Origin of the sequence: Devosia neptuniae (genome assembly GCF_025452235.1) — a bacterium.
In the GTDB taxonomy this organism is placed as follows: domain Bacteria; phylum Pseudomonadota; class Alphaproteobacteria; order Rhizobiales; family Devosiaceae; genus Devosia.
Window position 1 is genome coordinate 3,003,155 of sequence record NZ_CP104965.1, and the last position, 20,188, is coordinate 3,023,342.

A 20,188-nucleotide genomic window follows, 5' to 3' on the forward strand; every position below is an offset into this window, starting at 1 on the left:
GCGATAGCTCCAAGTCTTCGTCCCAGGCACGCAGGCTGAGCTTATTTGAGGGTGATATAGATGCTGCCGGCGTTCATGTCCTTGCCGGGGCTGGGGCGCGTATTCTTGACGTCGTCGAAGCTGAAACTGGCGGCACTGCCACCACGCACGACAATGTCTCGGGCCGCCCTGCAGGTGAGCGCGGCCGCGTCACGGCCTGGCTGGGTGTCATCGGCGCGCGGGCAGATGACTTCGACGGTGCAATTGCCGCGCTGGGCCATGAGGCCGGCTGCAGCGAATTGTTTGGACATGCTGGGCAGGAAATCCTTGCTACCCAGCGTAATATTGCTGAACGCATAAGTGCCGGGACTAGCGCAGGTAGATGCTTGCGCCATGGCGGCAGGGGCGGCCAAAAGGCTGAGGCCAAGGGCGATTGTGGCGGCGTGACGCGGCGAAATGCGTGTCATAGTCGAACCCTCCTTGTTGCAGACATGCTGGCATGGGAACGGGACCGCCCCAATGTCAGGTCGCGGGTTGCAGGACGTAATTACCCAAGGTCAGCAACGCGCCGCGCGTTAGGGGACCTGGGGCACAGGCACGTTCGGCATTCAGCGCGGAACAGACGGCGTTGAATGCCCGGATCGTGGTGGCGTCGAGTGTGCCAGAAAGCGGGCCGCTATATTGACCACGGCTCGAAAGGCCTTGTTGCAGGACATAGACATAGGCCCGCGCATTCTTCCGGCGCAGGATATCGAGCACCTGGATGGCGCTGGCTTTTGACAGGGTGGAGATCTGCTCGCTGACGCTGGCCAGAGTGTCGACATCTTCGTTTTTGAGAGCCTCGAGATGGATGCGCTCGACGGTGGTCGCTTCGGGGCCGATGCTGGCCGCGACCGAATTGAGGAAGTCGTTGGCGGCAGCCGGATCGGGCGGCAGCAGCAAGCCATAACCGTCGCGGTAAAGGCCGATCAGGAAGCGGGCGGAGTCGTTATCGCCGCTCTTGGCGGCATTGTTGAGCATGCTGATAACGCCGCCAACGCCTTCGGCAGGGAAGGCGCCATCAAGCTGCAGGCGCGCCAGTGTGGCGGCCGCGCCGGGCACGCCGCCATCCATTGCTCCGTTTAGCAAGAGGCGCGCATCTTCGCGATGGGTGCGGGCCAGCGGGCCGGTGGCAATGGCAGAGGCGACCTCGAGGGCCGCACCGGTATTGCCGACAGCCAGCGCCAGATCGAGATAGGTTTTGACTTCGTCATAATTGGCGGGGAAGGGGTCGTTGGTGGCGTAGAGTACGGCCAAGTCCTTGGCCGCCTGGCCATCGCCCAGACGGGCCGCGTCTTCGAGCAGGGCTATAGCGCGTCGTGGGTCGGTGGTGCCGAATTGCCCTGTGAGGAAAGCCCGGCCCAGAGCGCGTTTGGCTGATGTGTTGCCCAACTCGGCGGCACTGGCATATAGGTCCATGGCCTGGCCGATATCGACGGGCGTACCCGGCAGGCCATTGATGTAAAGCTCGGCCAGCCGGATCATGCCGGTGGTGTTGCCCAAGGCCTGGGCGCTTTTGAAATATTCGATCGCGCGGGCGCCGTCGGTGGCGACGAACTCTCCGCGCGTGAAGATATCGCCCAAGGCTATATAGGAATTGGCATCGCCTTTTTGGGCCAGATCAGTCAGCATGGCGATGGCTTGGGGGACACTTTGCGTCACGGCCTCGCCGCGCAGATGCATGTCGGCAATGCGGCGGCCAGCGCCGAGATCGCCTTGCTTGGAGGCGCGCTCGAAAAATTCCATGGCGACTTGGGGATTGGGTTGCAGATTGGCGGCGCCACCGCGCAGTACATCGCCCAAGGCAACGATCGAATTATTGCTGTTGGAGACGAGGCCAACGCCGAAATAGTGCAGAGCCTTGCTGGTGTCGATGGGTACGCCCTTGCCCTGGAGATAAACGTTGGCCAGTGCGTTGGCCGCTTCGACACTGCCTTCATTTGCAGCGGCGGTCAGCAGTTCGAGGCCGCGCTTGCGACCTTCGGGAGTGAAGTCGCTGTCGAAATAAAGCGTGCCCAAGGCAACTGCCGCCTGGAGGGAACCATCCTTGAAGGCAGCCTCGAGATAGGCCTTGGCGCGAACCAGATCGGGGGCGGCGCCATAGCCGCCGCGGCGATAGATATCGCCGAGCAGCAGATTGGCCTCGACAGCGCCGAGCTCGGCGGCCTTCTCGGCTAAGGGGATGCCCGTGACCTGAATAGCAGGATCAGTGGAGGAAAAGGCTACCCGGGCCAACGCCATATTGGCCATGGCCCCGGAGTCCGCGGCGCTGGCCTCAAGATCCTGCGTGGCAGATTGCAGCAAGGCATCGAACGAGGTCACAGCCGGTATTTCGCCCCTGGTTTGGGGCGTTGTTTCCTGCGCAATGCTCCATTCTGGACCAACAAACAGGCAAAGCACTGTAACGAAAGCGATTTTTGCTGCAGAACTCATGCAAGTATTCCTATTTCAGAGGCATAAATCTACGCAACTTGAACCGTTTATCTTCTTAAGAATTTATGGTGGCGTATGATTAGTCAACACACAAGTTGTGTTTCCTTGATGAAATTGTCTTTTGAGTATTAATGCCGGAACTGAAGTGAACTTGATGGTTGATTTTCTCGAATTTGGATGCTTGATTTTTTTGCTCAATGGTTCAAGCTGATATCAATCGCACGGACCCGGTGAAAATCCGGGTGGCTATTTCGGCCGCCGATCCGCCGAACAATCCACCGACACCAGCCTGCTTGCTGCTCCGGCCACGATAATCAACAACATCATGAATCTGTACACGCTGCAGCCAAGCTGCCTGGCCCGGAGAAACCACGCGGCTCGGGGTGGCAATGTGTTTGGCATCAACGCTCGTCGTAGACCAGGCTGGGGGCGCTGGGTGAGACGTTCTGACCGCGTATTGCCGCGCCGACGCTTCCTCTGGCGAGGATTTCACGCGATACTTGGCTCAATTTGGTTACGGGTGAAACAGGTGGTCGCTACTTTTTCAGTTGTCGTGCCGCTTTACAACAAGGGCCCGCATATCGAGCGAGCGCTGTCTTCCGTATTGGGGCAAACTCTTGCGCCGGTCGAGATCATCGTGGTCGATGATGGCTCGAGCGACGGCGGTTATGAATGGGTCAAGGCGCAGTCCAATGGCCTGATCCGGCACGAGCAGCGCGGTGCGCCGGGGCCCGGCGGGTATGCTGCGCGCAACCGAGCCATTGACATGGCGCATGGCGACTGGATCGCGTTTCTTGATGCGGATGACGAATGGCGCGTCGATCACCTGGCGGCCTTGGCCGCCGCGCTGGGGAAGGCAAAGGAGCCGGACCGGGTGGTGACGCTCTTTTCCGGTTATGAGGACATCTATCCGGGCGACCGGCACGAGATCGATCCCTTTACCCGCCATTTTGCCGGCCGCGCCGTGGAGATGGATTTTCGCGCACTGCTGCAGCATTGGGTAGCGCTGAACGCTTCCCCGATCTGGACCTCGGCCACGGCCTGCCGGCGGGTGGCGTTGCTGGAAGCCGGGCTGTTTCCCGAAGGGCGCTGCCGGCGTGGCGGGGACAAGGACACCTGGTTGCGCGTCGCCCATCTGGGGCAGGCAGTTTATACGGGTGCCATTACGGCTAATTACTACCGCGATGCGGTCAACATGACGACCAAGAAGGGCTATGCGAACACCGTGCCTTGCATCGTGCAGACCGTGGACCAGATCATGGCCGGCGAACCGCCGCGCATTGCTGGATTGCTGCGGCAATTGAAGAACCGGGAAATCTTCAACTACGCCATGGTCAGTGCCAGAACCGAGGGACTCAAACCCCATAGCTGGGCAGACTTCGATGGCGATACCGATCCGTTCCGGTTCTTCATGCTGCGGGCCTTGTCCAACCGCGTCGGTTCGGCGGTGGCGCGCGGCGTGCATAAGTCACGGGCGTTGCTGCGCGGACGCTAGCGCCCTTTCAATCAGTTGCGCTTCTGTCAATTCTCGATGTTAGCGTACGGGCGTGCGTTTGCGCGTATTGGTGGGTGCAACCGGGCGCGTGCCGTCGGGCAGACCACGCGGGCGACGCAGAGAGCGGGCACGGGCGAGGCGGAAAGGCCGGACATTGTTGCGCGGCATGACGTGCTTGGACTGCACGCGTTCGGCCAGGTAATAGTAAAGCGTGTAGCCGCAGATGACGGCGTAGAACAGCACGCCTTCAATGGAAAATGTGGGCATGGTGCCCAGGCACAATACGCCATAACAGAGATGTGCACCCACCAGGTACCAGCGTTTGTCCGGGCGGGCCGAAAAGGCCAGCCACAGGAAATGGCCGAGCATATAGAGAAAAAGCACGGTGCCGACAAAGCCGATCTCGTAGATGTACGAGATATAGACGTTGTGGGCATAGATCGAGAAGACCTGCTGCCAGGAATCCGGGCCGAAGCCGAAAATCAGGTGCGATACGTCCGAGCGGAGCGTGGTGTAGATATAATCGCTCCAGATCAGGATGCGGCCCGATAGCAGGCCGCGATCCTCGGTGCCGAACTCGGACGGTGGTTTGATGAGGCCCCCGCCAGAGGTGAGCAGGGTACCCAGATCTGCCATGCGCTGGGACAGCAGGACGGCCATCAGCGCGCCAAAGATGACCGCGAGCATAAACGCGCCGGCCCGCACATAATTGGCGAGACCCGCCCGGGCCGTGTTGGCGCTGCCAAAGACAATGTGCATGAGCAGTATCGGCGCCGCCGCGATCACCGAAGTGCGGTAATTGGCAAGGAACAGAGCCACGAAGATGACCGCCATGTAGACGGTGCGGCGCTTCCAGGTGAGCCCGCCCGACAAGGCGATGATGGTGAGGGCTGTCAGCAGCAGGATCGAGAATACGCCCTCATGGACATAGCCGCCCATATAGCTGATCGAGCCGTCGCTTTCGGAGGCTTTGCCGAGGCGGAACACCACCGACATCAGCTGGTAGCAGAGGGGAACCACGAACGCAGCCAGCATGAGACGGCTGACACTGCCATCATTGGGTTCGGCATCTATGGCGGTGGCGACCAGAATCATCAGGCCCAGGAATAGGAACTGCCGGATCAGTGCGTTGAGAGTACCGGTGAAATCCATGTTCAGCAGGCCGCTGACCAAGAGGGCGACGATTACCCCATAGACCGGCAGGATGGCCCGATAGCGGATGAGGTCGCGGCGGGAATAGAACAGGCATGCCGCCGTGATGCCCAGCGTGACGAAGGAATTCAGGCTCTGTCCGCCAAAGAGCGGACGGGTGGTATAGTCATGGTAGAAGGTGACCAGGTAGCGGGCCGAGAGCACCATAAACAGCAGCGCGGCCGGGCCACGCAAGCGTGGCAGCAGGATCCAGACCAGTACCAGCCAGATGCCCGTTCCTACCACCAAAAGGGGCAGGGGCATCCCCGGGGAGTCCTCCAACATGGCTTTTGCCCTTTCGCTGGTTACGTTGCGTGGGCAGCGAGGTAACGGCGGCCTGCCGATGGCGACTTTCTGCATTTGCGGTGCTCGCATAGCCAAAAGTACGCTGCGCTCCGGCTCTCAAAAATCACCATTTCGACACCCTTGCCCAACTGTTAGCCCTGGACGTAGTAGCTGCCGAAGCGCCGGCGGGTTTCCGTCTGGGATTGCGGTTCGGCATTGAGCAGGGCGACGACTTCGGCATTGTCCTGCTTAGCTTCCACCAGTTCGCGCAGGGTGGCGCGTACCTCCTTCTGGGACGTGGTGCCAAAGCGAACGACATTGACGATGACGTCGACATGCTGGGCGAGATAAAGCGCATCCACCAACGCCCCGACCGGGGGGTATCGACGATGACCACGTCAAACAGGCGCGAGGCATTGTTGAGCAGCTTGGCGAAACGTTCGCCGGACACGACCTGGCCTGCCGCGGCGCCGCGGATATTGCTGCCGATGATGAACTTGGCCTTGCTCAGCCCGTCGGTGAGCATGAGCGGGGCAATGTCGTCTCCCGGCGTACCAGCCGATGCCAGATAATCGGCGAGCGCATCGGAGGGTTCAAGGCCAAGTTCCTTGTGAACGGCGGGACGGCGCAGATCGGCATCGATCAGGATCGTCGATTGGCCTGAAATCGCATAGGACCGCGCCAGCGACACCGCCACAGTGGTCTTGCCCTCGCCCGCGTTAGCCGAAGTGATCATGATGATCGAGGCTGCATCGGACAGATCATCGCCGCGCACCCGGCGTAGTGCCTGATCGGTGCTGATCATGAGGCGGCGCACCGCTTCGGCAAACCGGGAATAGGGCTGGGTAGCTATCAACTCGGTGAGGCTCTTGACCGCCTTGCCCTCCTGGTTGCGACCCAGCCGTTTCTGGCTGGGCAGGCTGGTAACCAGGGTCGGGCCGACAATGCCCTCAAGCTGGTCGGTGCTGATGATGCCGCCTATGAATTGCTCGCGCAGGAAAGCGGCCGTGAGGCCCAGCAGCAGGCCGAGAATGCCGGCGACCATGAACAGGAAGCGCGTATTGGGGAAGGCGGGGCTGGATGGCGGAGTTGCCTCGGAGACGATGCGGCTGTCGGCAAGCTGAAGATAGGCCTGGGCCTCGATATCACGTAGGCGCACGAGCATCTGCTGATATTGCGTGCGCGCAATCTCGGCGTTCTGTTGCAGCTCATACATGGTCGCCAGGACTTCGGGCGGCAGGTTGCTGGTGAGGATATTGGAGCGGAGCTGCAATTGCAGGTCGGTTTCGACGGCGCGGTTGGCGGCGATCTCCTGGCGCAATTGTTCGAGCTGAGCATTGGCCTGGGTACGGAAATTGTCGAGCACGCCGACCAATTCCGCGCGCAGGGCATCGGCCTGTTCGGAGCCGTCGACGACGCTCGTCAGCTGCTCGTTGATTTCGCGCTCGCGCTGCTGCAAATCCCGCAGCGTCTGGGTATTAAGGGTATCGGCGACCTGGGCCCAGTTGTTCTGCGACAGGCCGGTTTCAGCCAGGGTCAGTGCGCTGGATGCAGTTTCGCGATCGCTAACGACCTTTTCCAGCTCGATCCGCATCTGGTCGATATCGGTGCGACCGGACTGCTCGGCGATGGTGCGGGCGCTGGAAATGATGAAGTCATTAAACGAGCGCTCGGCGCCGACCAGGCCAGTTCGCGTCTCGTTGACACGCTGCTCCATGACGTTGCGGCCCGAGAGCACGCCGTTGATTTTGGACTGCAGTTGCGACTGGATATATTTCTCGGCCATCGTATTGGCGATCTGCGCCGACTTTTCCGGAGAATTGGCGTTGGCGGAGATAGTAATCAGATAAGTCAACCCCTGGCGTTCGACAGTAATGGATTCCTGCAACTTGCCGATGGCGACCTGGCGCAGCTCCTCGGGCGTGTAGGTCTCCGGCGGGGCAATACGCAGCAAAGTGGCAGCACGTTCACGAAGACCCGGCTGTGGCTGGAAAGAGGGGTCCTCCGTCAGCCGCAATGCGTCGAGGACGAGTTCCACGGTTTTTTCGGATTGGGCGATGGAAACTTCGCTCTCAACCCGGGCATTGTCCGAGGCCGAACTCGAGTTGGAATTGGTGGGGTTCAGTAGATTCTTCTCGGATGGGTCGACAAGAATCAATGTCGTGGCGCGATACATCGGCGTGAGCGAGATGATCAGGAGCGCAGAGATTCCCAATACCAGTATCAGGATTGCAAGGATTAGACCCAATTGCCGACGAATGGTGCCCAATATATTGCGAAGGCCGAATTCTTGCTCGTGCATGTACCACCAGAAATATTCAATGTACTGAACGCGTTATTGAGCCACACAATAGAGCATGACAATTCACTCTACACTTGAACCAAGACAATTGGCTATGTCGGATTTTTCATTTTTAGCGAGTATCCGACGTGCTGGTTAAATCGATCGGCAATGACCGGCGGGTCGTCGGTTCTTGGTCAACTGAATTTTTCTTCATTTGTAACTTCAACGATGAGATCATTTGAAGTACTTAAGTAAAATCATGCAACTAGGAAGATAGAGTGTTGAGTCATCCTGAGTCTTTCGAGTTTCCACAATTGTTTCTTTAAGGTTCTCGTTTGTTCTTTGAATTTTTTGCGTAGTCGTGGCCATGGCGCTATTCGGAAATACCGGAAGTCTCACTAAGGCCATGTTTTGTTCTTTGTATGTTCGAGGTGGTCTCAGGTGCTGACGGACTGTGGCAAGCATTGCGCGCTCGCCGCGGCCAGAATGGCCACCAACCAGAAAGCCACTGCTTGAATCTCCATGCTGAAATCAACCAAGGCGTGCGTGGCGACGGCGATGAGGCAGCCAAGACCGGTTGCAGCGGGTAGCCAGAGGCGCCGGTTTCGGCGCAAGGCGGCAGAGAGTTTCCACCCGATGACGGCCAAAAGCAGCGGAATGAGGCTCCCGGCGATCACGCCCAGCTCAGACCATAGTGTCAGATAACTGTTATGTGCTTTGTCCCATAGCCGGTCCGTCCCGACGGGCGGCGCGTGAACGGTGGGGAAGACGATTTCAAAGCTGCCGCCACCGAAGCCGGTCCAAGGGCGCTGGGCGATCAGCTCCAAAACCTGGTGGTAGAGGGCGGCCCGGATGGACCAGGACTCCTCTACATCCAGCATCCGATTCAGCAATTGCTCGCCATAGAGCCAGCCGATGGCGAGGCAACTCGCCAGTACTACGCCGGCAGCAACGAAGAAGGTACGCTTGCGCTGGGATGTCGCCAAGAGGGCGAAAAAGACGGTGGTGAGTGTGCCCAGGGCCGCGGCCAGCGCGCCCATGCGGGATTGGCTGGCGACCAGCGCCGCCATGACGATCATCAAGGCTGATCCTATAAGCGCCAGGCGCAGCCAATAATAATCGTAGCGGTAATCCTCGTTGCGCTTTTCCAGCAGGGCCCGGATCAGCAGGGCGGCGCCCAGGCAGCAATTGAGGGCCATGAAGGTAGCAAAGGAGTTTCGATTGACGAAAGTGCCGGTGGCCGAGCCCAGATAGGCCCATTTCTCGTAGCCGAGCAGCGTATCGCCCATACGCAGCATAGCGAGAGCGCCGGCGGCGTGCAGTGTGCCGATCGTTAGCATGCCGGTAAGAAACAGGTTGAACCGTTCGCGGTTTCGCGTTGCCTGCAGCACGAGAAAGAACAGCATGCCATAGGTCACCAGTCGCAGCAGCATCCATAGTGTGGCGCCCGGCGCCATGGAGATGGGGTCGAGCCCGGCAATCGGAAAACGGATGAGCTGAATAATGAGATAAAAGACGAGCAACACATAAAGGACGGGCAGGGGCGCGAGCTGATCCAAACTGACCCGGGGCGCGCTGCCTCTGCGGCCCAGCCAGCCGAAATACGCGGCGCCCGCCGCACCAACCAGAACGGTATTCATGGCCCAAAATATGGCCCGGTTGCTGCCCATAGGCACGGGCACCCAGGCCAGAAACAACATCAGGCCCCAGCACAATACGTAGCCTGAAAGCGAACCGCGCTGGGCGGGCTGATCTTGCTCATCAGCGTTGTCGTCTAACCAGGTATCAGCGGCCATTGCTGCGCGACCGTTCCACGGCCAGCCGGGCCGTAATGCTCTGGAACCGGGTGCGGTCGTCCGCCGCAAGACTGGGCAGTAGCCCATCGATGCGCGCCCGCAGATCTGCCAGGGCATGATAGCGGGGTGCGAGAAATTGCCGGCCGCCATCAACTACCAGCAGCAAGAGCAGGTCGCGGTCATTGCTTGGCAGCAGATCCGGATCGAGCCGATCCAGGTTGGCTTGCGCCAGATCGATGCGGCGCTCGGCCAGCCATTGCTCGTTGCGTCCGGTATTATAGGACTGGCGCAGGCGCCAGTTCATACCGGGCCAATCTTCCATGGCGGCAGCAGCAAGCGCACCCGTGTGCCAGGCCGCCGAAAATGTGGGCGCCGAATTGGTAATCTGATCGGCGCCGTCGCGGCATTTCTGCGCAGACTGTTGCCGCGCCTGCGTGGGTTGTGCCCGGCCGGACAGCGACGTTAGGGCAACCTGGCAATTGAACAGATAGCTCAGTTGCGACTGAATGGAGGGCGCCGGACGGATAGTGTCGGTCTGCACGGCGGCGATAATGGTGCGTTCGCTCCAGCCGTCAGCGAAAAACGGCGGTGCTTCCTGGGTGGCGCCCCAAAGCCCGACAATGATCAAGGCGACGCCTGTCGCGGCAAATATCCAGGGATTGGTGGCGTTAGCCTGATCCAGATGTTGAGTGCGGGGCATGGCCGGATCCCTAGTCCTTACTCACCGAGCCGCCGCCGGCAAACCTTATCGAATTATTAATTGGTTGATGGTGAGAGTTATGCGGAATTCTTGCCGAGTCAATACAAATGAAAAATGTAGAAATTCGCAGAAATAGTATGCTCGCAGCGTGCTTTGCGACATTTGTTCTTGGTTTTGTTGTTTCGGTGCCAGTGCAGGCCGCAGGGTCGCGACCGCCATTGGGCCTGCAATTGTTTTGCTTGCAACATAGCGAGCAATGCCAGGCAACAGGGCAGAGCACGGTTGCTGCCTCGCAGGGGCTGGTGCAGCTGGTGCAGACCGTCAACCGGCGGGTAAACCGGGCCATCACGCCGCGCTCGGATGGAAGCCTCGATCGCTGGGGGGCTACGGGCAGTTCAGGCGACTGCGAGGATTATGTCCTGGCCAAGCGGGCCGCGCTTGTCGAGCAAGGCGTACCGAGCGGGGCGCTGCGCATCGGCTATACCAAGACGCGGCAAGGGGAGGGGCATGTGGTGCTGATCGTGCAGACTGGCGCAGGCGAATTCGTACTCGACAATCTTAGCACCAGTGTAAAGCTGCTGGCGGATACCGGTTACCGCATCGAAAGCAGTTCGCGCGGAGGGCTGCTTAATTGGTGGACCTTTGACTAATCCGAGTGAATTTTGCTTTGTACAAGCACTTTAACACTGCTGTTTACCAATAGTATTTACTTAACGAAGTATTATTCGTTTGACTAACTACCCGCGGAGGAATTTAATATTCTTGCGGCTAGTAGTAGGACAAATGTGATGAGAGTATTGGCGTTGGCTGCAGGCGTCGCGCTGTTGAGCGCGGGCGGAATGCAGGGGAGTATGGCGCAAGAGTTTTCCACTCGGGATGCGGTCGTCAGCGTCTGCAAGGACGTGGTGCGCATGGAGCGCGACGAGCAGGTCAGCCAAAACGGTGCCTGTATTGGCGCAACGGCGCAGTATCTGTCGGTCTTGCAGCGTGCTCCGGGTATCGACTTTGATCAATCGGTCGCTGATCTGGTCGTCGATTTGACGAATCTGCTGTTCACCCCCTTCTGCAGGGTTGAGAGCGAAGTGGCCGTGGCTATACGGCTGGCCGGCCAATCGGCGCGCACCGATGCACAGCAAGCCCAGATCCGGTTGATCTACCAGACCGTCAATGCGTGTGACTTCGTGGTTACGGCAGCGATTGCCACGCCCAACAATGACAGCTTGTTCTCCGGAGGAGATTCAGACGGTCCGCGGGCCAGCGAGAACTGAGGACGATCGGCACCCGCTACTTCAGCAGTGAAGGGCGGGGCGACGCCTTCAGCGCGGTGCGGATTTCGGTCATGGAGCTCTGGCGGCGGGCCTTGGCGATATTGGCAGCGCGCTCGAAATTGTAGACGCCCTTGTATGATCCGAAGGATTTGTACTGGGGGACGTTGGTATAGTGACCACCCACCAGCCGCTCGAGAAACTCCCCCGCCAGTTCGCTGCACAACAGATCGTTCTCGTAATCGGGCGAGCGTAGCAGGTCGCGTTCCCATTCCTGCATCTCATCGATGGTGCGGCCGAGTTGGCTGGCGATCTCGTGTTGGGCGGCAAAGCGCCGATAGCCCTGGCCCATAAGCAGCCTAACCTGCCGGACTGCCTCCAGGCGCCAGCCAACAGCGTTGCGATGGACGGGATGCGTCGAGCGCGGCTGGTTGGACAGGAAATCGTGCGGCGACTGCTGATTTTCGCCGCGTCGCGTTATTGGCTTCGCCAACATGTGCCTCCAGATGATTTGGATTATTGATCATCGCCGTCATCATAGGTTTTAAATAACTGGTTTGTCCATTTGTTCGTGAAATATTGTTATGTTTTAAAATGATAGTACAGGCAGCCGTAGCAGATCTATCGTAAGTTATGTTTGGTTCATTTTATGCGCGATATACAGTTTTGGAGTGTCTGATATGTCGATGTTGCCGAGATTTATTGTCCGTTCGTGAATTGCTATGTGAGAGTACCTTGCGTATTAGTTGGAGGTTCGACCTGTGCAGCGGCGCCAGCAGATCGAGTTTCGAGAGACTTGCTTTTACACTGCTTGACTGAGGGAGACGGTAATGGCGCCTTTTTTGACCCCACTCCGGTGGGTGCAGGCGAGGCATGGCGGGGACGCCACGCAGCGCGGCGCGGCGGTGGGAAGCTGGAAACGCTTTGAACTAGGCGCGGTGGATGTGATGTTCATCGGGCTTCGGTCAGTCAATGGCGCGCAAGGCGGGGTCGAGCGACATGTCGGCGCGCTCGTGGAGGAATTTGAATCGCTGGGTCTGCGCACCTGCACGGTCGTGCGGCACCGCTACGCGCCGGAAGGCTCGGTGCAATTCGGCAGGAACAGTTTTACGCGGGCCATGTGGGCGCCGCGGAATGTGTCGCTTGAGGCGCCAGTCCATAGCGTGCTCGCGACGTTGTGGGCGGGGTTAGTGCGCCCCAAAGTGCTGCATGTGCATGCCATTGGCCCCAGTATGGTGGTGCCGCTGGCCCGCGCCATGGGCCTGCGGGTAGTCTGTACGCACCATGGCAGCGATTATGACCGGGAAAAATGGGGCGGCATGGCCAAGGCGGTGCTGCGGTTTGGCGAGTGGTGCCAGGGACATATGGCGAATGGCCGCATCTGCGTGTCGCGCGGATTGGCGCGGTCACTGAGTGATCGGTTTGGCCGCCAATTCAATTACATACCCAATGCTGTCAACCTGCCTCAGGCAACGCGCAGCCGGGAAGCGCTGGACAAGTTCGGGCTGGAGGCGGGCCGATATATCGTTCACGTGGGGCGGCTGGTGCCGGAAAAGCGGCAGGACGACCTGATCCACGCTTTTGCCCGGCTGCAGCGGCCGGACCTAAAGCTGGTACTGGTGGGCGGCGTGGACCATGCCAGTGCCTATTCCAAAGAGCTCAAGGCGCTGGCCGCCGCGACGCCGGGTGTTGTCATGACCGGCTTCCAGAAGGGCGACGCGCTGGTGCAATTGTTGGGCAATGCGGCGGTGTTCGCGCTGCCATCCAGCCACGAGGGCATGCCGATCGCTGCGCTGGAGGCTATGAGCCTGGGCCGCCCGGTGGTGCTCAGCGACATCGCTGCGAATATGGACCTCGATCTTCCCGCGAACTGCTACCACAAGGTGGGATCGGTGGAGGATCTTGCGGACAAGATTGCGCAGTCATTAGATGGCCACGGCCACCAGGATGTTCCGGCACATGACTGGTCTGAAGTCATGTCGAGCTATAGCTGGCCCATCGTGGCGCAGCAGACGCTGGATGTTTATTGCGAAGCGGCGCCAGCGTTGCAGGCGCGGATGGCCGTTCTCAGCCCCTGATCGCCTGCCAGTATTGCTTGATAGTGGCATCGAGCGCGTAGCGTCGGGCGCCTTCCAGCGCGAGGGTACGGCGGTCCCGTTGCTGGCCGGGTTGCAGGGCGAGCTTCATCGCTTCGGCCAGACTTGCCGCATCATTGGTTGGAACCAACAGGCCATATTTGCACTCGGTGGCGCTCTCGACCGGGAAATAGGGGCGGTCGTCCAGGATTTCCGAGGGGCCGGAATGGCAATTGGTGGAAATGACTGGAGTGCCCAGGCACATGGCCTCGACCAAACCATTGGGGAAGCCCTCGCCATTTGAGGGCAGGACGTAGCAATCGGCTGATTTGATGACGCTAAAGGGATTTTCGCGGAAGCCGGCGAAGATCACCTGCTTGGCCAGGCCGAGTTCGTTCGCTTGCCTCTGCAAATCCGCGAGCAGGGGGCCTTCTCCCATGATGAGCAGGGTGCCGCTGGCACCAAACAGTCCGAAGGCCTCGATCAGCATGGCGAAATTCTTATTGGGCACCAGGCGCCCCATGCCCACGATGAGCGGTCTGGCATAGGGCAGGTCGACCGGAACATCACCGTTCCTGCGGATCATTTCACCGTCGATCGGGTTTGGAATGGCCGAAATATTGGCGATGGGTACGGCGTAATTCTCCGAAAGGTCCTTGGCGATACCGGAGGACACCGCGATCACGCGATTGGCGTGGCGATAGCCGACATAGGTGAGGAAGCGAGCCATGTAGCCGGCTGCGTTGTGGGGGTGATGGCTGGTGGTATTGACGCGCTCGCTAATGACGCAGCGGATGCCCTTGAGGCGGCAGATCAGGATGGACAGCAGGTTGGAGCGGGTGAGAAAGCTCACGCAAATATCAGGCGCCAGCGTATTGATCTTGCGCCAGAGGGGTACCAATCCGCCGATCAGCGAGCCTTTGGTGTCGAGCTGGTGGACGATGATGGAGGGGGGCACCGGATAGGCGGCGGGCTCTACATCAAGCAGGATCAAGTGCAACTCGGCGCCTTGGGCTTCTGCGGTGGAATTGCCGAGCAGGCGCGTCATAATGCGCTCCGCACCGCCCCCGGTCAGCGAATTGATGACAAAGACAACCTTCTTCATCGCGCTCTCAAACAATAATACGTCATGCGTCCGGTGGTCTTTTATGGACTGAAATATGAACGGCGCGGCAATCGGCGTATACAACGCCTATGTTAGTGTTTCTGTTGCTTAAAATAGTATTGCACTATCTCTGCACGGTAAATAGGCGTCGGAAAAGTGTATTACTGGCCTTTTTATGGTCACTAATTGGCATTTTTGTAATCTCAGCTTGCTGAGAAAGAGAGTAGTTCGATGCATGACCTCGATGTGCATAGCGAGGGGCTGACCCTGAGCGCGCGAAGGATATCGCGACACAAAGCCGAGACGCAACGGAGTGTGACGCCCTATCGCCGCCGCGGTCCCATGATCCTCATTCTGGCATTGGCGGCGTGGGGCGTGGTCTTGGCGTTGTACTATCTTGCGCGGCTGTATTTGTAGTCTTTGTGCGATCTGTCACAATTGTTAAATATTGGAATTTGGCAGATCGTTGCGATCTTAAGTATTGCAAAAATGTTCACTGTACAGGTGATGGTTTTGGGCTAAGGTCGACTTCGTCCGGCAGTGAGGCATAACAGTTCGCGGCGAAGGAGATTGAACGATGCGGGTAACAATGATCGGGTCCGGCTATGTGGGCCTCGTCAGCGGGGCTTGTTTTGCGGATTTCGGACATGACGTGGTCTGCGTCGATCTCAACAAGGCCAAGATTGCGGCGCTGCAGCGCGGCGAAATTCCGATTTTCGAGCCGGGCCTCGATGCACTGGTCGCCAACAACGCGAGCGCCGGAAGACTCAAGTTCACCAGTGACTTGCCCTCCGCCGTGGCCCAGGCAGATATAGTCTTTGTCGCGGTGGGCACGCCCTCGCGACGCGGCGATGGCCATGCAGATCTGAGCTATGTCTATGCCGCCGCGCAGGAAATCGCGCAGGCGGTGCGAGGCTTTACCGTTGTAGTCACCAAATCCACCGTGCCGGTGGGTACGGGCGACGAGGTGGAACGCATCATCCGCGAGACCAATCCGGATGCCGATGTGGTGGTGGTGTCCAATCCTGAATTCCTGCGCGAAGGCGCGGCGATCGAGGATTTCAAGCGCCCCGACCGCATCGTGGTAGGACTGGAGGACGAGCGCGCCCGGCCTGTGATGGAGGAGGTCTATCGGCCGCTCTATCTCAACCAAGGGCCGCTGATTTTCACGGGGCGCCGCACGGCCGAGCTGACCAAATATGCCGGCAATGCATTCCTCGCCATGAAGATCACTTTCATCAACGAGATTGCCGATCTGTGCGAGCAGACCGGCGCCAATGTTCAGGACGTGGCCCGGGGAATTGGCGCCGACAACCGCATTGGCAGCAAGTTTCTCCATCCCGGGCCGGGCTATGGTGGCTCGTGCTTCCCCAAGGACACGTTGGCGCTGGCCAAGACCGGGCAGGACTACGGCACGCCCCTGCGGCTCGTCGAAACCACGATCGCCATCAATGACCAGCGCAAGCGAGCCATGGGCCGCAAGGTGGTGGCAGCACTGCAGGGCAAGGCCCGCGGCAAGACGGTGGGCGTGCTGGGGCTGACCTTCAAGCCCAATACCGACGATATGCGCGATGCGCCCTCCATTGCCGTCATTCAGACGCTGGTGGATGCCGGGGCCCGTGTACGTGCCTATGATCCCGAAGGCATGGAAGCGGCCAAGTCCGTGCTGGACAATGTAGAATATTGCGAGGATGCCTACGACGCGGCCAGGGGCGCGGATTGCCTAGTACTGGTGACCGAGTGGAACGCGTTCCGCTCGCTCGACCTCGCGCGGATCAAGGATTTGATGATCAGCCCGGTTCTGGTCGACCTGCGCAATGTCTACCGCCCGAGCGAAGTCGAAGCGGCCGGATTTGCCTATTCAAGCGTCGGCCGGCCCAATGACGGCGAAACGATCGAAGTCATTTCCACCGCCGCCGAATAATGGTTTGATCGAGATGGGCGGCCTTGCCGTCACATCTGGTCGGCCATTCGATAGGCCAGGCATAGCAGGGTCAGCATTGGATTGGCGCTGCCGGAGCTAGGGAAGACCGACGGCGACAATATCCGCACATTGGGGAAGGCGTGGCAAAGCAATTGCTCGTCGACCACGCTGTCGGCGGCGCTCAAGCCCATACGCGTGCTGCCCGAGGGGTGGAAGACGTCGCGGAAATCGCTTTCCCGCAGAGGTGCATCAGGGGGCACGGACCATTCGATCTGGCATGCACTCTGCAGATCATGTCCCTCCCACATCCGGCGGTAGATGGCGAGGGCCTGATCGGCGGTCCTGAGGTCGCTATCGAGAATCTGCCAATCGAGTTTGGCTCGTGGGACACCGAAGGGATCTGTGCTCCGGGAAAGGCTGATGCGGCTGGCGGCGGCCGGGAGCTGTTCGGTGCGGATTTCGGCGTGAATCTCCACTGAAGGCGGCAAGAGCCAATCGAAATGCGCCAAACGCCAGGCGGCGGCATGGGCAATCTTGCGGCCCGAGGCCAGGGTAGAGCCGAGACTGGCGTCGGACTTGTCGAGCCGTCGGCGCAGGTGGTCGCGTACCACGTTGACCTCCTCGTCCTTCATGTCGAGGCGGAGGCAAAGATAGGCCGAGCCGATGCCGCCGGTCCGCTGAGGGGCCGGCAGCAGCTCGAAATGGGTGGCGTGGCGCTGTCCTTCGGTGCGCGCATGGCCGACGAGATAGGCAATCATATTGGGGGTGAAGCGAAACACCCTGCCGACATTGGCTGCTAGGTGATCGACGAAATGTTCACCAATCGGTCCGGTGGAGCTGGCGTCGGCATTGGCCTTGCGGGCGAGTAATAGCAGTAACCTGGTGCTTTCCAGCGTGCCGGCGGCAAAGACGAACTGATCGGCTTCGATGGAGACGCTGTGGCCGTGAAAGCCGGTGGCGCGGACCAAAGCGATGCGATTGCCCTCGGGTGACAGGTCGAAATCCACTGCCGTTGCATTGGAGAGGACGGTGATATTGCTATTGCGGGCGATCTCGGGAGCCAGTTGCAGATAAACGTTTCGGTTGCGGAACGGGACGATCTTGGGCAGCCGACATTCGACCCCATCGACCCGGCCGATGGAAACCAGGCTCTCTGGACGGCCCTGGGGCAATTGTTCGAAGTCGCGATGCGGCATGTCGAAGAGATTTTCGACATCACGGGTATAGCGATAGATATCGTCATAGGCGATTGGCCAAGCGGGGACGCCGACATAGTCGCGGGCAGTAAGATCATGCCGCGTCAAGGCGATAAGCCGGCCGCCCCAGAGATCTGAGGTGCCGCCCAGACCACGCTGACGCCCCCTTAGCGCACCGCCATAGTCGGTGGCCGGGGTCTCAATGGAATTAAGGGCTGCCGCCTCCGGGGTTGGCGCGGAGTGCCCACTTTCGAGAACGATGACGCGTTTGCCGCGCTGGGCCAGCCGCGTCGCTGCGGCTATGCCCGCCGGGCCGGCGCCGATGACGCAAACGTCCCATCGTGCGCCAAAGTCCGCAGCATTTGCTGCGCTAAGATCGACATGCGGCACACTTTCGCTCCAGATGCGACAATGATGTCAATTCTGTATTATTGTGGAGGTTGAGGGATGTACTTCCACTGGAAGACAATTACTTCCTTGTAACGTAGGTTGATGATGGCATTTCATTTTGGGTTTTGCCATGAAGAATTTCGATCTTGCCGTTCTTGCGACAAGTTTTTTTATCTCGGAAAGTAATTTTCTAAAAGTACAAGTCAACGCCGGTGCGGACTTGCCGCTGAAGCGGCGGGATATTCCGATCAGAACGCCGTCGTCAGAACTTCAATGTCCTGCGGCGGGCCGGGTTTGACCTCGAATTCGCGGTTGAACACCTGGTCGCCTTGCTTGGCGAGGACGAGATAGGTGCCCTCGGCGAGCACAGTGGTGGGGAAGGCGCCCAGTTCGGTGAAGATGGTGGCGCCGTCGCTGGTCTTGATGGTCCAGTCGACATCGGCGATGGCCTCGCCGCCGGCTTCGGACACCAGCTTGAACGAGACCTGACTCGCCAGGTGATAGAGCGTGGCATCGGTCAATTGGCCCGGCTCGACCTGCAGGTCGGCGCGCACCACGGCATTGATGGCGCCGAAGTGGGAGACCACGTGGTAGGTGCCCGAATTGATCGTGACGATTTCATTGGGCTGCACGCCTTGCGCGACCGGGGTGCGGGTGGCTTCGTCGCTGGAGGTGAAGATTTCAAAGCTCAGCAGATCGGGCGGAATGGGAATGTCGCCGGTGACAGCCGCGTTGAGGCGCAGGGCGCCGGCTTCCAGGATGTAGGTTTTCTGATTGTCGCCGGGGTTGACGGTGAGCGTATCGCTGATCTGCGCGCGGCCATAGGCGATGTGCACGAGATATTCGCCGGGAGGCAGGGAGAGCCTGGCGGTGCCATCCTCGGATTTGGCAGCCATGGCGATTTCGCCATTGGCGGCGGGTGTCGCATCGAAAATGCGCCAGACCAGCCCCTCGGTGATGGGGGCGCTGTCGGGCGTGATGAGCGCGGTGAGCGTCACCGGCTGGGGTGCCGAGGTAATGGCCGTGATGGCTTCGGTGGCGGGATTATCGGGCGAAACCTCGGGCGGCGTGATGGCCGGGCGGCCGTCGCGATCCGGCCGTGGTCGCGGCATGGGCGGTATTTCGGCGTGGTCTTGGGCGTAAACCGGTGCGATGGCGAGCGGCACAATTGGCTGCGCCAATGCGAAAACACCCAGCAGGATCGCCATCAATGGCCCAAAACGCATATCGAATACCCCAGCAGCGGTCAGCAAGGCGGCGTAACTTAGTGCGCTGCCACCGACTCGCAATCGGGCCGTGATAGGCAGCGATTGGGGAGAAGCTGTGTCACAGCCCAGTGCAATTGGGAACCGGCGAGGCTCTGCGCCAAGCGATTTTATGTGAATGGGCTGGCCGCGACGGGCTGCGACTTGTATTGCTCCGGCACGATCAGGAGATGAACATGCCTGCCAATGCCGCCCTTGTTGACTACCTGTTGACGCGCCGTTCGGTCGGCCCGGCCTTTCTGGTCGAGCCGGGGCCGAGTGCGGACGAACTCAAAACGCTGCTGACCATCGGTACGCGCGTGCCCGACCATGGCAAGCTGGCGCCGTGGCGGCTGGTGCTGTTCGTGGGCGATGAGCGGCGGCGGGCAGGGACCGTGCTGGCCGATATCGCCAAGACCAAGAATCCTGCCCTTACTGACGCTGAACTGGATGTGGAGCGGCAGCGCTTTCTGCCGGCGCCTCTGACGATTGGGGTGATTTCGGCGGCGGCAGAGCACCCCAAGATTCCCGAATTCGAGCAACTGATCTCGGCGGGCAATGTGGCGTTCAATCTGGTGCATGCGGCCAATGCGCTGGGCTATGCGGCGCAATGGGTGACCCGTTGGTATGCCTATGATGCCGAGGCCGCGCAGGCGCTGGGGGCGAGGCCAGGCGAGCGGTTTGTTGGATTTGTGCATGTGGGTACCCCCACGACGCGGATCGAAGATCGCCCGCGGCCGGTGCTTGACGATGTCGTGACCTATTGGTCGGGCCAGCAATAGTTAAC

16 protein-coding genes and 1 other annotated feature are annotated in these 20,188 nt (G+C 59.9%); of the genes, 6 read left to right on the forward strand and 10 right to left on the reverse strand.

Translation table 11 applies throughout. The features are described from left to right. Window positions 1–41: 41 nt before the first annotated feature. Window positions 42–446, reverse strand: a complete 405-nt coding sequence (locus N8A98_RS17550; RefSeq protein WP_262167230.1) for a hypothetical protein — start codon at window positions 444–446, stop codon at window positions 42–44. Window positions 447–501: 55 nt separating this feature from the next. Then, window positions 502–2,451 carry a tetratricopeptide repeat protein gene (locus N8A98_RS17555; protein ID WP_262167232.1) on the reverse strand — a complete coding sequence of 650 codons (1,950 nt, stop codon included), beginning with the start codon at window positions 2,449–2,451 and terminating at the stop codon, window positions 502–504. A 220-nt stretch (window positions 2,452–2,671) separates the two neighbouring features. Then, window positions 2,672–2,727: a sequence feature (sul1 is cis-regulatory element that is thought to sense ions involved in sulfur or methionine metabolism; They are found in Alphaproteobacteria), on the forward strand. 253 nt (window positions 2,728–2,980) lie between these two features. Here N8A98_RS17555 and N8A98_RS17560 point away from each other — a divergent pair. Further along, complete coding sequence (locus N8A98_RS17560; protein ID WP_262167234.1) at window positions 2,981–3,946, forward strand: glycosyltransferase family A protein; 966 nt, start codon at window positions 2,981–2,983, stop codon at window positions 3,944–3,946. Window positions 3,947–3,985: 39 nt separating this feature from the next. Here the strand turns inward: N8A98_RS17560 and N8A98_RS17565 are convergent, their stop codons facing one another. From N8A98_RS17565 to N8A98_RS17580, 4 genes are all read right to left on the reverse strand, one after another. Then, a complete protein-coding gene (locus tag N8A98_RS17565; protein ID WP_262167236.1) occupies window positions 3,986–5,401 on the reverse strand; it encodes an O-antigen ligase family protein in 1,416 nt (471 codons plus the stop codon). Window positions 5,402–5,546: 145 nt separating this feature from the next. Then, window positions 5,547–7,724, reverse strand: coding sequence for a GumC family protein (locus N8A98_RS17570; RefSeq protein ID WP_262167238.1), 2,178 nt, complete (start codon window positions 7,722–7,724; stop codon window positions 5,547–5,549). A 419-nt stretch (window positions 7,725–8,143) separates the two neighbouring features. After that, window positions 8,144–9,502: an O-antigen ligase family protein gene (locus N8A98_RS17575; RefSeq protein WP_262167240.1), complete on the reverse strand. Its 1,359-nt coding sequence runs from the start codon at window positions 9,500–9,502 to the stop codon at window positions 8,144–8,146. Beyond that, a complete protein-coding gene (locus N8A98_RS17580; RefSeq protein ID WP_262167242.1) occupies window positions 9,492–10,202 on the reverse strand; it encodes a hypothetical protein in 711 nt (236 codons plus the stop codon). Before N8A98_RS17580 ends, N8A98_RS17575 begins: the two co-directional genes overlap by 11 nt. Window positions 10,203–10,309: 107 nt before the next feature. On the opposite strand from N8A98_RS17580, the gene N8A98_RS17585 reads away from it, so the two are divergent. Next, window positions 10,310–10,852 carry a transglutaminase-like cysteine peptidase gene (locus N8A98_RS17585; protein ID WP_262167244.1) on the forward strand — a complete coding sequence of 181 codons (543 nt, stop codon included), beginning with the start codon at window positions 10,310–10,312 and terminating at the stop codon, window positions 10,850–10,852. Window positions 10,853–10,990: 138 nt separating this feature from the next. Beyond that, window positions 10,991–11,470 (forward strand): hypothetical protein, encoded by a 480-nt coding sequence (locus N8A98_RS17590; protein ID WP_262167246.1) that lies wholly within the window; start codon window positions 10,991–10,993, stop codon window positions 11,468–11,470. A gap of 16 nt (window positions 11,471–11,486) precedes the next feature. Here N8A98_RS17590 and N8A98_RS17595 read toward each other — a convergent pair whose 3' ends face one another. Next, window positions 11,487–11,963 carry a hypothetical protein gene (locus N8A98_RS17595; protein WP_262167248.1) on the reverse strand — a complete coding sequence of 159 codons (477 nt, stop codon included), beginning with the start codon at window positions 11,961–11,963 and terminating at the stop codon, window positions 11,487–11,489. Window positions 11,964–12,297: 334 nt separating this feature from the next. Between N8A98_RS17595 and N8A98_RS17600 the strand changes: the two genes are divergently transcribed. Then, a complete protein-coding gene (locus N8A98_RS17600; protein ID WP_262167250.1) occupies window positions 12,298–13,545 on the forward strand; it encodes a glycosyltransferase family 4 protein in 1,248 nt (415 codons plus the stop codon). Here N8A98_RS17600 and N8A98_RS17605 read toward each other — a convergent pair. Continuing rightward, window positions 13,535–14,647 (reverse strand): glycosyltransferase, encoded by a 1,113-nt coding sequence (locus tag N8A98_RS17605; protein ID WP_262167251.1) that lies wholly within the window; start codon window positions 14,645–14,647, stop codon window positions 13,535–13,537. The two genes, N8A98_RS17600 and N8A98_RS17605, sit on opposite strands and share 11 nt — an antisense overlap. A gap of 577 nt (window positions 14,648–15,224) precedes the next feature. Here N8A98_RS17605 and N8A98_RS17610 point away from each other — a divergent pair. Continuing rightward, window positions 15,225–16,571 carry a UDP-glucose dehydrogenase family protein gene (locus tag N8A98_RS17610; RefSeq protein ID WP_262167252.1) on the forward strand — a complete coding sequence of 449 codons (1,347 nt, stop codon included), beginning with the start codon at window positions 15,225–15,227 and terminating at the stop codon, window positions 16,569–16,571. Window positions 16,572–16,600: 29 nt separating this feature from the next. On the opposite strand, the gene N8A98_RS17615 is transcribed toward N8A98_RS17610, so the two are convergent. Together N8A98_RS17615 and N8A98_RS17620 are read right to left on the reverse strand one after the other, a co-directional pair. After that, window positions 16,601–18,157 carry a GMC oxidoreductase gene (locus N8A98_RS17615; RefSeq protein ID WP_262167253.1) on the reverse strand — a complete coding sequence of 519 codons (1,557 nt, stop codon included), beginning with the start codon at window positions 18,155–18,157 and terminating at the stop codon, window positions 16,601–16,603. Window positions 18,158–18,405: 248 nt separating this feature from the next. Beyond that, entirely contained in the window at window positions 18,406–19,383 is a 978-nt protein-coding gene (locus tag N8A98_RS17620) for an RgsD C-terminal domain-containing protein (RefSeq protein ID WP_262167255.1), read from the reverse strand. 215 nt (window positions 19,384–19,598) lie between these two features. On the opposite strand from N8A98_RS17620, the gene N8A98_RS17625 reads away from it, so the two are divergent. Then, window positions 19,599–20,183 (forward strand): nitroreductase family protein, encoded by a 585-nt coding sequence (locus N8A98_RS17625; RefSeq protein WP_262167257.1) that lies wholly within the window; start codon window positions 19,599–19,601, stop codon window positions 20,181–20,183. Window positions 20,184–20,188 lie beyond the last annotated feature (5 nt).

Bases quoted from the DNA above. Each gene is read 5' to 3' on its own strand.
- N8A98_RS17565 (WP_262167236.1), bottom strand. From the start codon at position 5,401: ATGCCCCTGCCCCTTTTGGTGGTAGGAACGGGCATCTGGCTGGTACTG.
- N8A98_RS17570 (WP_262167238.1), bottom strand. From the start codon at position 7,724: ATGCACGAGCAAGAATTCGGCCTTCGCAATATATTGGGCACCATTCGT.
- N8A98_RS17620 (WP_262167255.1), bottom strand. From the start codon at position 19,383: ATGCGTTTTGGGCCATTGATGGCGATCCTGCTGGGTGTTTTCGCATTG.
- N8A98_RS17625 (WP_262167257.1), top strand. From the start codon at position 19,599: ATGCCTGCCAATGCCGCCCTTGTTGACTACCTGTTGACGCGCCGTTCG.
- N8A98_RS17590 (WP_262167246.1), top strand. From the start codon at position 10,991: ATGAGAGTATTGGCGTTGGCTGCAGGCGTCGCGCTGTTGAGCGCGGGC.
- N8A98_RS17600 (WP_262167250.1), top strand. From the start codon at position 12,298: ATGGCGCCTTTTTTGACCCCACTCCGGTGGGTGCAGGCGAGGCATGGC.
- N8A98_RS17585 (WP_262167244.1), top strand. From the start codon at position 10,310: ATGAAAAATGTAGAAATTCGCAGAAATAGTATGCTCGCAGCGTGCTTT.
- N8A98_RS17610 (WP_262167252.1), top strand. From the start codon at position 15,225: ATGCGGGTAACAATGATCGGGTCCGGCTATGTGGGCCTCGTCAGCGGG.
- N8A98_RS17595 (WP_262167248.1), bottom strand. From the start codon at position 11,963: ATGTTGGCGAAGCCAATAACGCGACGCGGCGAAAATCAGCAGTCGCCG.
- N8A98_RS17555 (WP_262167232.1), bottom strand. From the start codon at position 2,451: ATGAGTTCTGCAGCAAAAATCGCTTTCGTTACAGTGCTTTGCCTGTTT.
- N8A98_RS17605 (WP_262167251.1), bottom strand. From the start codon at position 14,647: ATGAAGAAGGTTGTCTTTGTCATCAATTCGCTGACCGGGGGCGGTGCG.
- N8A98_RS17575 (WP_262167240.1), bottom strand. From the start codon at position 9,502: ATGGCCGCTGATACCTGGTTAGACGACAACGCTGATGAGCAAGATCAG.
- N8A98_RS17550 (WP_262167230.1), bottom strand. From the start codon at position 446: ATGACACGCATTTCGCCGCGTCACGCCGCCACAATCGCCCTTGGCCTC.
- N8A98_RS17580 (WP_262167242.1), bottom strand. From the start codon at position 10,202: ATGCCCCGCACTCAACATCTGGATCAGGCTAACGCCACCAATCCCTGG.